This window comes from Telluria sp. AC161, from assembly GCF_979258535.1.
Window position 1 is genome coordinate 988,361 of sequence record NZ_OZ409861.1, and the last position, 13,601, is coordinate 1,001,961.

Consider the following 13,601-nt stretch of genomic DNA (forward strand, 5'->3'; position numbering starts at 1 on the left):
TGTTCCGGTAAGGGCGGATAGTGCACGCCCATTCAATAATGTTCCGATGATACGGAGATCGGCTTATATTCCAAACTACGGATAATTTATTTGCTTATATACGTAACCCGAATAAGCATCTTAAAATGCTGTTCGCAGAGCCAACAAGAATATTTACAGAATGAACCTCCACCAGCTGCGCTTCGTGCGCGAGGCCGTACGCCAGAACTACAACCTGACCGACGCCGCCAAATCGCTGTTTACCTCGCAGCCGGGGGTCTCGAAGGCGATCATCGAGCTGGAAGAAGAGCTGGGCGTCGACATCTTCACGCGCCACGGCAAGCGCATTCGCGGCCTGACCGAGCCGGGCCGGCTGGTGCTGCAGTCGGTCGAGCTGATCATGCAGGAGATCGAAAGCCTCAAGCGCATCGGCAAGGAGTACGCCGCCCACGACAGCGGCAGCTTCACCATTGCCACCACGCACACGCAGGCGCGCTACATGCTGCCGAAAGTGGTGCAGGCCTTCATGCAGAAGTACCCGAAGGTGCGCCTCTCGCTGCTGCAGGGCAATCCGAAGCAGATCGCCGACATGGTCAAGAGCGACCAGGCCGACCTGGCCATCGCCACCGAGGCGATCACGACGATCGACGGCCTGATCACGCTGCCGGCCTACCAGTGGGAACACGTGGTGGTGGCCCCGCCCGAGCACCCGCTGTTCAAGTCGCGGGCGATCTCGCTCGAAGAAATCGCCAGCTACCCGATCATCACGTATGATGCCGCCTTCGCCGGGCGCAGCAAGATCGACCACGCCTTCGGCCTGCGCGCCCTGAGCCCGGACGTCCTGCTGGAGGCGATCGACGCCGACGTGATCAAGACCTACGTCGAACTGGGCATGGGCATCGGCATCATCGCCGGCATGGCGTTCGACCCCGAGCGCGACCGCGGCCTGCGCGCGATCCCGGTCGGCCACCTGTTCGGCATGAACACGTCGCGCGTGGCGATCAAGCAGGGCGCCTACCTGCGCAGCTATGTGTACACCTTCATCGAACTGCTGACGCCGACACTGAATCGCAAGATGGTCGAATCGGCCATGCGCGGTGGGGACAATTACGAACTTTGATGCACAACGACATTTCAATGGAAACACCGATGGACAAGAATCCGGTTATCGCCTACTACGACAGCATTGCCGCCCACTATGACAACGCCGCCGCCGAGGTGGCCGACGAGCAGCTGGAAGACCTGGATGAAGCGCGCGAGCAAATTTCCACGCTGCTGGCCGGCCACCGCATCCTGGAGCTGGGCTGCGGCAGCGGCGCCTGGACCGAGGTGCTGGCCGAAACCGCCGAGTCGATCGTCGCCACCGACGCCAGCGCCGCAATGCTTGAGCTTGCGCAAATGCATGGCGAGGACCTGGACAATGTCGAATACCGCCTGATGGATGCACTGGCGCTCCCGGATGACTTGGGCACGGGTGAGGACAAGTTCACGGCCGTATTCCTGGGCGGCCTGTGGGCGCACCTGACCCGCAAGCAGCAGGACGACCTGCTGCAATCACTGAAAAAGCGTCTGGGCAAGGATGTGCTGCTGGTGCTGTTCGACGACAACTACGTCGAAGGCGAGAGCGCCGTCACCGTGCGCACCGACTTGCTGGGCAACACCCACGAATTCCAGCTCGACGCCGACGGCAAGCAGCATGAACTCGTCAAGAACTACCCGACCGACAGCGCGCTGCGCAAGCGCGTGGGCGTGGCCGGACGCGAGATCCGCGTGGCGCGCTGGGAGTTTTACTGGGTGCTGACCTGCCGGTTGAAGTAAGCATGCATATCTGGGTCGATGCCGATGCCTGTCCTGGCGTCATCAAGGACATTCTGTTTCGCGTAGCGGAGCGCACCCAGTTGCCCGTCACACTGGTGGCGAATCAGTTGATGCGCGTGCCGGGCTCGCGCTTTATCCGTGCGCTGCAGGTGCCCGCCGGCGCCGATGTGGCCGATGCCGAGATCGTCGAGCGCGTGAGTCCGGGCGACATCGTCGTCACCGGTGACATTCCGCTGGCGGCGCTGGTGCTGGAAAAGGGTGGCCTGCCGCTCAATCCGCGTGGCGACTGGTACACGAAGGACACGATCGCGCAGCAACTGACGATGCGCGCCTTCATGGAAGAACTGCGTGGCAGCGGCGTCGATACCGGTGGACCGGCGGCGTTCAGCCAGACCGACAGCCGCAATTTTGCCAATGCGCTCGATCGCGCGCTGGCGAAGCGGAAATAAATCCCATCTTGCCGATGACGGGTTCGCGACGAACTGCAGCGCTTGCGTCGCCGTGCCGGCAAATATACGGGCTATGATCGTACCCAATAAATGTAAGCATTTGTTAAGTCGGTCAACAGCTTGGCGAGCTCATCGTTGATTGGTTAGTAGCATGGAAAAACATGCACTTCCAAACAACCAACTGAGGAGCTGCACCATGAAAAAAATTACTTCTACCCTGATCGCCGGTCTGTTTGCCACCGCTGCCTTCGCCCAGACGCCATCCACGCATTCGTCGTCAGCAACGCCAGAAGCACACGCCACGACGGACACCAAGACCCCGAAAGCCGCATTTGTACCTAACGAGAATCTGAAGGGCAGCACGCAAACCGACGGCAAGCTGGTCAAGAAGGTCAGCAAGGCCGATGCGAAAGCGGTAGCGCAAGCCGACAAGGAAGCCAAAGCAACGGCGAAAGCCGAGAGCAAGGACGACGTCAAGGCAAAGTAAGGGCGCGGGGAGCGGTGCAAACCGGGACCCATGCAACATCTGTATCAGAGGCGGCAAGACCGGATCATCGTTTGGCCGCATGAAGAAACCCGCGAATGTCGCGGGTTTTTTTACGCATCAACCTTCGCCCTCGTGGTACTGCGCGAACAGCAGCCCCACGAAATCGACGACCGCCCTGATGCGCGCAGTCGTTCGCACCGTGCGATGCATCGAGAGCCAGATGGCCTGGTCCAATTCGGGAATATGCGGGATTGCCGTGACGAGGCCATGGGCTTCGCTTGCCAGAAACGAGGCCAGCACACCCAGGCCGGCACCATGCGTCACACCATCAAGGATGCCAAGGCCATAGCTGCAGCGCATCCAGGGTGCAGGGGCACCGGGCAGCGCCCGTAGCCACTGGTCGGACTGGAACTCGGCACGTGGCTCGTCGAAGCCGACGAATGGCACGCCGGTCCAGTCCTCGTTCACTATGGCGGCAGCGTAACGCGTTGCGATCGCCTGACTGCCATACAGTCCGAACGACAGTGTGCCGACCTGGCGCGCGACCAGGTCGAGCTGTTCGGGCCGGTAAGGCCGAATCGCGATATCGGCTTCACGCCGTGCCAGGTTATAGGGCCGGTGGGAGGTAACGATCTCGACCTCCACATCCGGATAGGCGTCATGAAACGGTGCGAAGCGGGTGGTGAGGAAGTAAGAGAGCCATTCGTCGGTATTGATGCGTACCACGCCCGACGCGGAACTTGCATTCTGCCGGGCCTGTGCATGCTCGACTTCCAGGGCAATATCGCTCATCTGTTCGGCCAGTGAGAACATGTCCACGCCAAACGTCGTTGGAACGCAGCCACCTTGATGGCGCTCGACCAGCTTCTGGCCGACCGCTTCTTCGAGCTGGTCAAGCCTTCGCGACAATGTCGCAGGGCTTAATCCCGCCCGGCGCGCAGCACCGCGCAACGTGCCTTCTTGCGCGATGAGTGCCAGCAAGCGCAGGTCGTCCCAGTTCAAGTGTTTCATATTTGCACCATGATGCCTCAGTTTCTTGGCTATGTGTGCATTTATAGACTATGGGATGATCTTGCCTTGCTTTGCCGGTCCAGCGTTTGAACGTACTGCTCGATGTCTGCCTGCCGTCAGCCCCACCAACAATAACAAGGATTTACATGCGTACATTCGCCGATCGCGTGCGCCACGCGCTTCTTTTCGAGGGAGTAGCTCTGGCTATCTTTATCCCAGGATCTGCCGTCCTGTTCGACCAGCCCGTGCAGGACATGGGCGTCATCGGCATTTTCTCGGCCACCATCGCCACACTCTGGAATTTCGTGTTCAACGTTGGATTTGACCGCGCCATGCTGCGACTGCGCGGCAGCGTCGAAAAGACGATGGCGATCCGGGTCATGCATACTTTTCTGTTCGAAGCCGGCCTGGTTGCCATGCTGATCCCGCTGATCGCCTGGTATCTGGGGATTGGCCTGTGGGCTGCGCTACTGATGGATATTGCTATCGTGACGTTTTATCTGGTTTACGGCTTTCTGTTCAATCTTGCCTATGACCGTTTGTTTCCGGTTACCAGCGTGGCAGCGCCTGCGCAGCCCTGCTGAATATCGCAGATTGGCCGGAACGTCTGGTTGGGAATAACGCGGCAACCCGCTGTATTGAGAAGCCGCATTGTGATTGATCCGCAGAGAGGCGTTGGCTGGGCAGTGGCCAGTCATGGTCCTTCACTAGCGCTGCGCAACAGCCGATGAGATCACCACCATATCAGCGAAGCGCGGGTCTGGCGCGTAGGTCATGAGCATGTCGTCGCCGAATTCGCCACGATTGAATTCCATGGTGACCCGGCCATCTCCCGACACGAATTTATAGGGGGCGACAGCAAGAAGACGCATTGGTTGCTGTTTATCGATTTTAGTCTCGATCGTGCGGGTGCCTGGCCGTACTTTCAGGCGCCAGCCATTTGCGAGATCGTAGGTTCCGGCAATTTGCCGGGCTTGTTCTTCGTGGATCCGAACCGGCTTTGCTGCTGCGCTGACAACCACGGACGTAACTGGCGCCGTGTCACTTTGTGGATAAGGCCAGGACTGCGCGCCAGAAGTTGAAGCGAGAAGAAGCAGGGTTGCGGGAAGCAAAACAGATGAAATGCGCATGATATCTCCTTATGAAATATAGGCAGAGGCGCCTGTTCTGGCGTTTGCGCAAAAAGGGCGTGATGCCTTGTCGTCGGGAAAACATTGACCACGTCTGAGGCTGTCGTGAGTCAGAGTGGAGTTTAGGTCGGGTGCTTTGAACGGCAAGCGTAAAACCATGATCCTGACTAAATTGACTATTGGCTCAAAAAGTCAGATGCAAACGACATGACACGCGATTCGTCTGGTCGTTTTCAGATTCGTATCAAATCCAGAGAGCCGAGCGGTAACCTCGCGCAAAGGCGAGGCAGGCACCAGATCAGATGGCAACGACCAGACAATGAAAAAGGCGCAGTCAACGTTAAATAGAGACTAGCTTTGAACTGATGAGTAATCCGATGGTCCAACCCCTGTCCCCAGCGTCAGGAGTCGACCATGAAAGCGCCACGTTTCAAGGGCTGGTTCGCAAAACTGCCTTCCCTGAGCCAGCCGCAGCGCTGGCAAGTGCAGGATGCCCTGCATCCTGCAGCCGGACTCGATCAGGTGGTTGCGCTCATCACTGAGGTCAGAACGCCAGGCCGCTGCTGCCCCAGGTGCGGCAACGAGCACTGCTACCGGCATGGTTTCGCCAACGACTTGCAACGCTATCGTTGCTGCTCCTGCGGCCGCACCTTTAACGACCTCAGCGGCACGCCACTGGCGCGGCTCAGGCACAAAGCCAAATGGCTCGCGTATTCGCAGGTGCTGCTCGATTCACTCCCCGTGCGCAAGGGCGCAGATCGGGTCGGCGTACACCGCAACACCGCCTTTCGCTGGCGACACCGCTTCCTGCATTGGATCAAGCTCGACCGGCCCGCGCTCCTGAATGGCATCGTCGAGGCTGACGAAACATTTCTGCTCGAGTCACAAAAAGGTTCGCGTACGCTTGATCGGCCACCGCGCCACCGCGGCGGGCATGCTGCCAAACGGGGCATTTCCGGTGAACTCGATTGCATCCTGGTCGCGCGCGACCGCGAAGGGCGCACCATCGACGCCGTCACTGGACGCGGTGTACTCAAAACTGCGCAACTCGAGCGTGACTTGCTACCCAGGCTCGACAGGCAGGCCTTGCTGGTCAGTGACGGCCATCCTGCTTACCGCGCCTTTGCACGCAGGCACAGGATCGCGCACCAGGCGGTCAATGTGAGCGCGGGTGTGCGTGTAAGGCGTCTGGGCAGCCTTGCCATCCACGTGCAGAACGTGAATGCCTACCACCAGCGCTTCAAGGCCTGGCTACAGGGCTTTCGTGGTGTGGCGTCGCGCTACCTGCCCAATTATCTGGGCTGGCGTTGGGCGCTGGATGGAGAGCGGATCATTTTGCCAGAACAATTGCTTTGCATTGCTATCAGTGTCATCAACAGATAACGCTGACTGCGCCATGAAAAATGCCGGCAGCGCCGGCATTAAAAATTCCCACGAACGCAGGAACTGAGAGCGACCGTCACACGCTGCCGTTGGCAGCATGTGCGGCGCCATGCTTAGAACGCGTGACGGATACCGACGGTCAGCACCGATGGATCGGCGCTCAGGGCGCTGATGGCCGGGTTGGTCGAGACCGGAGTCACGTTGTTCGACGATGCGTTGATGCCGAACGCAGCGCGGTTGTTGTTGCTCAGCTGGGCGTAGGTGCCGTAGAAGTTGGTGCGCTTCGACAGCGTGTAGGTGTACGACACGGCCACGGTGTTGCCCTTGGCGCCGTTGTTCAGCTTTTGCTGCTGGAAGTTCAGGAAGAACTTGTTCGCGCCCATTGCGTACGATGCGCCGATGTTGGCGTTCTTGTACTCGACGCCATTGCTGGCGGTGGTGCCTTCCAGTTCGGCTTCCAGGTAGTTACCCTTGATTTCGAAGTCGCCGAATTTGTAGCCGGCACCGAATGCCATTTCCTTGTCGTCGCCCGAAGCAAGGCGCTCGATGGTGTGGTAACCGGCGCCCAGGTACAGGCCGCCGATCTTGTATTCCAGCGCGATGCCCAGCAGGTCGCCCGATGGGTCGACGGTTTTTTCGGCGGTCGAGTACGCGGCATTGACGACGAAGCCCGACAGGTCGTTCGATTTGTAGTTGATCGAGTTCGACAGACGACGGGTCAGACGGTTGGTACCGAAGGCCGACAGGTTGCTGCCGTACATGCCCTGACCGTTGATGTCCGATGCGGCGGCGACAGCAGCGATTGGCGAGTATTCGCGGCCCAGGGTCACGGTACCGAAGTTGCCTTGCAGGCCGACCACGGCGCGGCGGCCGAAGGTTTGCGTGTCGGTGGCACCGGTGTCCAGCGCGACGCCGGCTTCGATGTTGAACAGGGCTTTCAGGCCATTGCCGAGATCTTCGGTACCGCGGAAGCCCAGACGGCTGCTCGACTGGTTGCCCGAGCTGATGGTGGTACGACGGTCTTCACCCGGCACATCGGTGTCCTCGAGAGCGACGGCCGCGTCCATCACGCCATAGATCTGGACGTTGGTTTGGGCGGATGCGAACAGTGGCAGGGATGACAGCACGGCGGCGGCCAGGAACTTATACTTCATGAAGATTCTCCAGTGTGGTTTCGACAAGATGTTGAGTTTGTAATCAACTCAGATCGACAGCGATCTTATCGAGACTATGTGTCGAGTTCATGACAGCTTGGCACTGTTGTTTTTATGCAATAGGACGCTTGGCACGCCCGAATTCTGGGGCGTCAGACGACATGGCCCGCAATGGGCAGCACGATATCGATGCGCGTTCCCGGTGGCTCGTCGGCGCCGATCGTGATGTCACCCTGCATGGCCCAGACCCGCTCGCGCATGCCGATCAGCCCCAGCGATTCGGCCTTGCCCATATCTTGCGCACGGATGCCGCGGCCGTCGTCCTGGATCGTCAGCAGCAGGTCGCCATTGGTGCGGTACAGGGTCACGCACACGTGCTGCGCACCCGCATGGCGCGCGATATTGGTCAGCGCCTCTTGCACGATGCGAAAGATAGCGGTGCTGGCCGCATCGTCCAGCCGCAATTCGGCTTCGTCGGCAAGGAGGGTGCAGGCGATGCCGTGACGCTCGGTAAATTCGTCGCGCAAGCCCTGCAGTGCGAAGTACAGTCCGCCTTCGTCGAGGGCGCGCGGGCGCAGGTTGGTGGCAATCCGGCGCAGCGCCGCGATGGCCGTCAGCAGATTGGTTTCCATGCCGCCGAGCAGGGGTGTGCTGGCCTCTGGCAAGCGCTCGACACGCGCCAGCAGCGTCAGGTCCATCCGCAGCGAGGCCAGCAGTTGCCCGAGATCGTCGTGCAGCTCGCGCGCGATATGCGTGCGCTCTTCTTCGCGGATGCTTTGCAGCGCCGACGACAATTGGCGCAACTGGTCGTGCGAGCGCGCCAGCGTCTGCTGGACCAGGTGGCGCTCGGACACATCGCGCAGGATCACCGTGTAGATCGGCCGGCCTTCGTGCTCGACGCTCGAGATCGACCCTTCGATGGGAAAGCGTTCGCCATCGCTGCGAATGCCCGTGACGGCGTAGTCGGTGGCGCGCCGGCCGGCGCGACCGAGGCCGGCGGGAAAATAATCGGGCGGGGTGCGGGCATCGGCGCCGGGTGCGACGATGAAGCGCGCCAGCGGGCTGCCCTGCAGGCTGGCCACGCCCGTATCGAACATGCGCGCCGCCGCCGGGTTGGCCAGCAGGATCGTGCTGTCCTGGCCGACTGACAGGATGGCGTCGCTGGCGCTGTGCAGGATGCGCCGGCTGTCGCAGGCGCGCGCGGCGCGCTGGTCGAGGCTGCGGTTGCGCCGCAGGTGCATCGTGCGCTGGAGTTTCATGCGGGCAGGGGCGAGAAGGCCACGGGCGTGGGCCGGACCTTCTACATTACGCGCCCGCTCCGGCGGGGCCTTGAGAGGTCACAAGGCGCGCACTGGCACGCGCGCCCCGCAACGCTGTCACATCTGCTTGAACAGGTGCAAAAAACTGCGGCTGACTTCGAGCTTTTCGGGCCGCCCCTTGACCATCACGAGGTGGCGGCCACGGATATCGCGCGTCACGCCTTCGATGGCATTGACGTTGACCAGCGTCGCGCGGTGGATTTGCCAGAACAGCGACGGATCGAGCTCATCAGCCAGGTCACGCACCGGCTTGCGGATCAGCGCCTCGAAGCCGCTCGTCTGCACGCTGGTGTATTTTTCGTCGGAGCGGAAGAACAGGATGTCTTCGACGGGAATCATGCGCAGATCCTGGCCGATGCTGGCCTGGATCCATTGCAGATGCTTCGGCTTGGGCGAGGCGATCTTTTCGGCCAGCTGGCTCAGCATGGCGCTGACGCTGTCGTTCACATTGGCCTGTGGCCGCTCAAGGCGCTCCTTCAGGCGGTCGACCGTCACCCGCAAGCGGTCCGGCTCGGTCGGCTTGAGGACGTAGTCGATGGCGCCGCGCTCGAACGCTTCCACCGCGTACTGGTCGTAGGCCGTGACGAACACGACCAGGCTCGTGTCGCCGATGTCGCGCGCCGCTTCCATGCCGGTCTTGCCCGGCATGCGGATGTCCAGAAACGTCAGGTCAGGCTTGAGTTCGCCCACCAGTTGCACCGCCTCGTCACCATTCTTCGCTTCGCCGACGATCTGCAGTTCGGGCCAGGCGTCCTGCAGGCGCATGCGCAGCTGGTCGCGCATCAGTCTTTCGTCATCGGCAATGATTGCGGTGGGCATGGTGGTCTCTTGAGCGTGTTGTTATGAAAATATGATTGAATGATTATTCAATGAAACTGATTTACAGGCAAGCGATCGATCGCCGCTGCCCGCCAGCTGATTACTTGGACAACTGGTACGGCACTTCGATCGTCGCGATCACGCCCGTCGGGCTGTTGGCGCCGATGTGCAGCCAGCCGGCCTCGCCATGCAGCAGCTTCAGGCGTTCGCGGATCGTCTGCAGGCCGAGGCCGGTGCCGTCGCTCGGCATCACGCCAAAGCCCACGCCGTCGTCGGCCACGGTCACGCGCAGGCGGCTGTCGACGACCTCGGCGACGATGTTCAGCGTGCCGCCTTCGGGCTTGCACTCCAGCCCGTGCTTGATGGCATTTTCGACCATCGATTGCAGCATCATCGGCGGGAAGGCCGCGCTGCGCAGGCCGTCCGGCACGCGCAGGTTAACGCTCAAGCGTTCTTCCATCCGCATCTTGAGCAGGTCCAGATAGGCATTGACCATGTCGACCTCACGCCCCAGGCCCGTCACGACGGCGTTGTCGCGCATCTGCGGCAGCACCGCGCGCAGATACTGGATCAGGCTGCGCTGCATGGCCGACGCGCGTGGCGGGTCGACGCGGATCAGGTGCTCGACCGACGCCAGCGTGTTGAATAAAAAGTGCGGCTCGACCTGCGCCTGCATCATCTGCATTTTGGTTTCCATCAGCTGGCGCTGCATCGCCTCGCGTTCGGCGGCCGCGTTGGCCACCTGGGCTTCGGCATCGGCGCGCTTCTTGCCACCCACCAGTGCCTTGGTGCCAAACAGCGCCAGCAGCAACAGCACGACGAAGTTCATGAACCAGGTGGATGCCTGCTTGTGATAGCGCGACACTTTTTGCTCGGCGGCGTCTTCGACGGCGGCCTCGATGGCGTTTGACAATTCTTCGCCGATTTGCGGCGGCAGTTCGATGTGGACCGAGTCACTGTTCGGCGAAATGTTCACGGCGCCAGCGGTCGAGGAGGGCGCTGTCGCCGTCACTGGCGGGCCCGGCGGTGCATCGGGTGTGTCCGGCACGGCGGGGACTTCGGGCGTTTCCGGTGTCGTTGCCGGGACCGGCTCGGCCGCGCGGGTCCGGGTGCGGGGATTGAAGCGGATGCCGCTCTCGTCGATCAGAATGCTGGCGTCGCTGCGACGGCCGGATTCGCGCTCGGCGCGGGCGATTTCTTCTTCGGCCGGGCCGTTGAACAGTTCTTCCTGCAGGATGCCGGCAGCGGTCAGCGTCAGGCCGGCAAAAAGAAGAAACTTCCACCATGACAGCTGGGTGACCCAGGTCGCCACGCCGTCGAAGGCGCGGTAGAGCCAGGACAGGGTGCCGGCCAGATGGTGCTGTGTCGTGCTGCGTGCTTGCATGGCGTCGTCGATCGTCGGAGGATGTTGCATCGGCCCGAAGCGGCGGCCGTTGGAATGATGCAACTTTAACGCGCCGGGCGCGCCAGGGCCAGTTTCCTGCGACAGCCTGCACAAATCGGGGAATGGACGGGGCGGGCGTTCTCATCACGTTGACGATGTGGCGGCGCCGCCGTTCGTTGAACGCGTGGACGGGGAACCCGTCCACCCTACAAGGTATGTTGGCGGTCCTTGAGGAAAGCGCGCGCGGCGGCGGCCGACAACGGCGCGCTGAACCATTGCCCCTGCATCTGGTCGCAGCCGTGGCTGCGCAAAAAGTCGACCTGCGCCTCGGTTTCCACCGCCTCGCCCACCACGGTGATATCGAGGTTGTGGCCGATGTCGATCAGGGTCCGGGCGAGCGCGCCCTTGCGGCCGTGGTCGGCGATGTCGTGCACGGCCTTGCGTGACAGTTTCACCTGGCGCACCGATAACTGCTGCAGGAACGCGAGATCGGACATGCCTTGCCCGAACTGGTCGACCGACAGCATCGCGCCTGTCGCGCGCAGTTGCACCGAGAGGTCGCGCCCCAGGCCGGGGTTGCGGATCAGGTCAGCTTCGGGTATCTCGATTTCGAGGCTCCCGGGCGGTAACCCGGCCTCTTGCATGCGGCGGGCGATGCCGCCGATGAAATCGGGCCGGCTGTATTCGCGGTGCGTCACGTTCACCGCCACCGGCAGGCCCGCGTAACCGGCGCTGCGCAGGTCGCGCGCGAAGGCGCAGGCCTGGTCCAGCACCCAGCCGCCGATCTCGACGATTTGCCCGCTCTCTTCGGCTTCGGCCAGGAAGGATGCCGGCAGCATCACGCCATGCTCGGGATGGCGCCAGCGCAGCAGGGCCTCGAACCCCCGCACCTTGCCGCTGCGGGCTTCCATCCGTGGCTGAAACAACAGGAACAACTGATCGTCCTCGAGCGCACTGCGCATGCTGTCGGCCAGTGCGGTGCGCGCTGCGCTGACGTCGTGCATTTCGCGGGAATGAAAGTGCACGCCGCCGCCATGGCGCTTGGCGCGGTGCATCGCCATGTCGGCGGCGCGGATCAGGTCAGCCGTCGTCGCGCCATCGTGCGGGTAGGCCGCCACGCCCAGGCTTGCGCCCACGGCGATGTCGTTGCCGCCAAACGAGACCGGCATGATCAATGCGCGCCGTAACCGTTCAACCATGCGCAGCGTGAAGCGCAAGGTCGGCTGGTCGACCAGCACCATCGCAAACTCATCGCCTGCCATGCGCGCCACCGTATCGCTGTCGCGCACGGCTGCCTGCAAGCGCCGCGCCACGACCTTGAGTACGGCGTCGCCCGCATCGTGACCGAAGGTATCGTTGATGGCCTTGAAACCGTCCAGGTCGATCAGCACCGCCGCCACCAGCGTCTGGTGGCGCTGGGCCAGGTGCAGGGCATGGTCGAGCCGGTCTCGCAACAGCGTACGGCTGGCAAGGCCCGTCAGGCTGTCGTGGTTGACGTCAGCCTCGACATGCTCGGCGCGCTGCTTGCTGGCCGTGACGTCATTGATGATGCCGATAAAATGCGTGACCTTGCCATTGTCGTCGTGCACGGGCGTAATGTGCAGGTCGTTCCAGAACAACTCGCCATTCTTGCGCAGGTTACGCAGCACGACGTGCACCGAGCGATGTTCGCGCAGCGCCCGCCGCATGCGGCTGCGCTCGTCGGCGTCCAGGCCAGGCGCCGTCATGAAGCGCGAATCGCGTCCGATGACTTCTTCGGCGCTGTAGCCGGTGATGCGCTCGAACGCCGGGTTGACGTACTCGATCAGGTGGTCGGGCCCCGTATCGTGGGCGATGATCACGCCGTTGCGCGCCGCATTGAGCGCGCGCCGGTACAAGGCCAGCTGGCGCTCGCGTGCGCGCTGGCGGGAAATGTCGATGCCCATGCCGAAGATGTACTGGCCGCCATTGCAATCGATGCGCGCGCCACGCAGCAGCATGGGCGTTTCGCGGCCACTGCGCGAGACGTAGTCGGTTTCCAGGGCGATCTCGGTGTTGTTGTCGAACATGGCCTCGACCTGCCTGAGCGCGCCGGGCCGGTCGCGCGGGTCGAGCATGGCGATGCCGTTGGCGGCGGCGATCTCGTCCGGCATCATCTCGCACAGCCGCTCGAGATTGTGGTTCCACAGCAGGACCCGGCCTTCACGGTTCATGATGTAGAAGGTGCCCGGCAGCAGGTCAACGACGGCGGACAGTGGTGTCGCGCCGAGCCGCTCGCCTTCCGATACGCCAATCACGGCTGGGGTAATCGTGATGCTGTAGCCGAGCGGGGCGCCGTCGCGGCCAGTCTGCAACATGAGGTGGAGGCTGGCAGGGCGGGGGCCGGCGCTTGTCGCCAATGTGGTCTGGCTCTGGGCGGCGCTTTGCAACACTGCCCAGCTGTCGCCGTCGAGCAGGCTGGCGACCGGCTGGCCGATGATGTCGGCTGCAGCAGGGCCGAACAGCGCGGCGCACGCCGGGTTCCAACTGGTGATGGTGCCCGCTTGATCAGTCAGGAAACTGACCTGCTCGGCAGGGGCAAACGTTGACATGTCGGGCCGCCTCTCTCGCATCGCGTCGCGTTGGTTGCGCGCATGCTTTCAGCTTATACCCGTTCAACATCGTTGTCGCGCGCCGCGCTTGAGACGTG

The 13,601-nt window shown here is 62.3% G+C and carries 13 protein-coding genes; 6 read left to right on the forward strand and 7 right to left on the reverse strand.

The features are described 5' to 3' along the window. Window positions 1–160 precede the first annotated feature (160 nt). The 4 genes from ACZ0AJ_RS04440 to ACZ0AJ_RS04455 all read left to right on the forward strand — a co-directional run bounded on the left by ACZ0AJ_RS04440 (window position 161) and on the right by ACZ0AJ_RS04455 (window position 2,733). Entirely contained in the window at window positions 161–1,099 is a 939-nt protein-coding gene (locus tag ACZ0AJ_RS04440; RefSeq protein WP_258836081.1) for a CysB family HTH-type transcriptional regulator, read from the forward strand. A 29-nt stretch (window positions 1,100–1,128) separates the two neighbouring features. Next, a complete protein-coding gene (locus tag ACZ0AJ_RS04445; RefSeq protein WP_499452905.1) occupies window positions 1,129–1,797 on the forward strand; it encodes a class I SAM-dependent methyltransferase in 669 nt (222 codons plus the stop codon). Window positions 1,798–1,799: 2 nt separating this feature from the next. After that, complete coding sequence (locus tag ACZ0AJ_RS04450) at window positions 1,800–2,246, forward strand: YaiI/YqxD family protein (RefSeq protein WP_499452906.1); 447 nt, start codon at window positions 1,800–1,802, stop codon at window positions 2,244–2,246. 196 nt (window positions 2,247–2,442) lie between these two features. Continuing rightward, window positions 2,443–2,733 carry a hypothetical protein gene (locus ACZ0AJ_RS04455; protein WP_499452907.1) on the forward strand — a complete coding sequence of 97 codons (291 nt, stop codon included), beginning with the start codon at window positions 2,443–2,445 and terminating at the stop codon, window positions 2,731–2,733. Between the two features lie 117 nt (window positions 2,734–2,850). Here ACZ0AJ_RS04455 and ACZ0AJ_RS04460 read toward each other — a convergent pair whose 3' ends face one another. Beyond that, window positions 2,851–3,744, reverse strand: a complete 894-nt coding sequence (locus ACZ0AJ_RS04460; RefSeq protein ID WP_499452908.1) for a LysR family transcriptional regulator — start codon at window positions 3,742–3,744, stop codon at window positions 2,851–2,853. 146 nt (window positions 3,745–3,890) lie between these two features. Between ACZ0AJ_RS04460 and ACZ0AJ_RS04465 the strand changes: the two genes are divergently transcribed. Continuing rightward, window positions 3,891–4,328: a PACE efflux transporter gene (locus tag ACZ0AJ_RS04465; protein WP_499452909.1), complete on the forward strand. Its 438-nt coding sequence runs from the start codon at window positions 3,891–3,893 to the stop codon at window positions 4,326–4,328. 123 nt (window positions 4,329–4,451) lie between these two features. On the opposite strand, the gene ACZ0AJ_RS04470 is transcribed toward ACZ0AJ_RS04465, so the two are convergent. After that, window positions 4,452–4,874: a hypothetical protein gene (locus ACZ0AJ_RS04470; protein WP_499452910.1), complete on the reverse strand. Its 423-nt coding sequence runs from the start codon at window positions 4,872–4,874 to the stop codon at window positions 4,452–4,454. Window positions 4,875–5,288: 414 nt separating this feature from the next. Between ACZ0AJ_RS04470 and ACZ0AJ_RS04475 the strand changes: the two genes are divergently transcribed. After that, window positions 5,289–6,257: an IS1595 family transposase gene (locus ACZ0AJ_RS04475; RefSeq protein ID WP_499452911.1), complete on the forward strand. Its 969-nt coding sequence runs from the start codon at window positions 5,289–5,291 to the stop codon at window positions 6,255–6,257. Between the two features lie 113 nt (window positions 6,258–6,370). Here ACZ0AJ_RS04475 and ACZ0AJ_RS04480 read toward each other — a convergent pair whose 3' ends face one another. The 5 genes from ACZ0AJ_RS04480 to ACZ0AJ_RS04500 form a co-directional block, all read right to left on the reverse strand. Next, window positions 6,371–7,411, reverse strand: coding sequence for a porin (locus ACZ0AJ_RS04480; RefSeq protein ID WP_499452912.1), 1,041 nt, complete (start codon window positions 7,409–7,411; stop codon window positions 6,371–6,373). 152 nt (window positions 7,412–7,563) lie between these two features. Further along, window positions 7,564–8,670, reverse strand: coding sequence for a PAS domain-containing sensor histidine kinase (locus ACZ0AJ_RS04485; RefSeq protein ID WP_499452913.1), 1,107 nt, complete (start codon window positions 8,668–8,670; stop codon window positions 7,564–7,566). A gap of 117 nt (window positions 8,671–8,787) precedes the next feature. Next, window positions 8,788–9,549, reverse strand: coding sequence for a LytR/AlgR family response regulator transcription factor (locus ACZ0AJ_RS04490; RefSeq protein WP_499452914.1), 762 nt, complete (start codon window positions 9,547–9,549; stop codon window positions 8,788–8,790). Between the two features lie 100 nt (window positions 9,550–9,649). Continuing rightward, complete coding sequence (locus tag ACZ0AJ_RS04495) at window positions 9,650–10,933, reverse strand: sensor histidine kinase (RefSeq protein WP_499456721.1); 1,284 nt, start codon at window positions 10,931–10,933, stop codon at window positions 9,650–9,652. 206 nt (window positions 10,934–11,139) lie between these two features. Then, window positions 11,140–13,503 carry an EAL domain-containing protein gene (locus tag ACZ0AJ_RS04500; RefSeq protein ID WP_499454018.1) on the reverse strand — a complete coding sequence of 788 codons (2,364 nt, stop codon included), beginning with the start codon at window positions 13,501–13,503 and terminating at the stop codon, window positions 11,140–11,142. Window positions 13,504–13,601 lie beyond the last annotated feature (98 nt).

What these genes read in the sequence shown, in the direction of transcription:
- ACZ0AJ_RS04445 (WP_499452905.1), top strand. Translation starts at nt 1,129, where the DNA reads ATGGACAAGAATCCGGTTATCGCCTACTACGACAGCATTGCCGCCCAC.
- ACZ0AJ_RS04450 (WP_499452906.1), top strand. Translation starts at nt 1,800, where the DNA reads ATGCATATCTGGGTCGATGCCGATGCCTGTCCTGGCGTCATCAAGGAC.
- ACZ0AJ_RS04485 (WP_499452913.1), bottom strand. Translation starts at nt 8,670, where the DNA reads ATGAAACTCCAGCGCACGATGCACCTGCGGCGCAACCGCAGCCTCGAC.
- ACZ0AJ_RS04480 (WP_499452912.1), bottom strand. Translation starts at nt 7,411, where the DNA reads ATGAAGTATAAGTTCCTGGCCGCCGCCGTGCTGTCATCCCTGCCACTG.
- ACZ0AJ_RS04465 (WP_499452909.1), top strand. Translation starts at nt 3,891, where the DNA reads ATGCGTACATTCGCCGATCGCGTGCGCCACGCGCTTCTTTTCGAGGGA.
- ACZ0AJ_RS04500 (WP_499454018.1), bottom strand. Translation starts at nt 13,503, where the DNA reads ATGTCAACGTTTGCCCCTGCCGAGCAGGTCAGTTTCCTGACTGATCAA.
- ACZ0AJ_RS04495 (WP_499456721.1), bottom strand. Translation starts at nt 10,933, where the DNA reads ATGCAAGCACGCAGCACGACACAGCACCATCTGGCCGGCACCCTGTCC.
- ACZ0AJ_RS04455 (WP_499452907.1), top strand. Translation starts at nt 2,443, where the DNA reads ATGAAAAAAATTACTTCTACCCTGATCGCCGGTCTGTTTGCCACCGCT.
- ACZ0AJ_RS04440 (WP_258836081.1), top strand. Translation starts at nt 161, where the DNA reads ATGAACCTCCACCAGCTGCGCTTCGTGCGCGAGGCCGTACGCCAGAAC.
- ACZ0AJ_RS04460 (WP_499452908.1), bottom strand. Translation starts at nt 3,744, where the DNA reads ATGAAACACTTGAACTGGGACGACCTGCGCTTGCTGGCACTCATCGCG.
- ACZ0AJ_RS04475 (WP_499452911.1), top strand. Translation starts at nt 5,289, where the DNA reads ATGAAAGCGCCACGTTTCAAGGGCTGGTTCGCAAAACTGCCTTCCCTG.
- ACZ0AJ_RS04490 (WP_499452914.1), bottom strand. Translation starts at nt 9,549, where the DNA reads ATGCCCACCGCAATCATTGCCGATGACGAAAGACTGATGCGCGACCAG.
- ACZ0AJ_RS04470 (WP_499452910.1), bottom strand. Translation starts at nt 4,874, where the DNA reads ATGCGCATTTCATCTGTTTTGCTTCCCGCAACCCTGCTTCTTCTCGCT.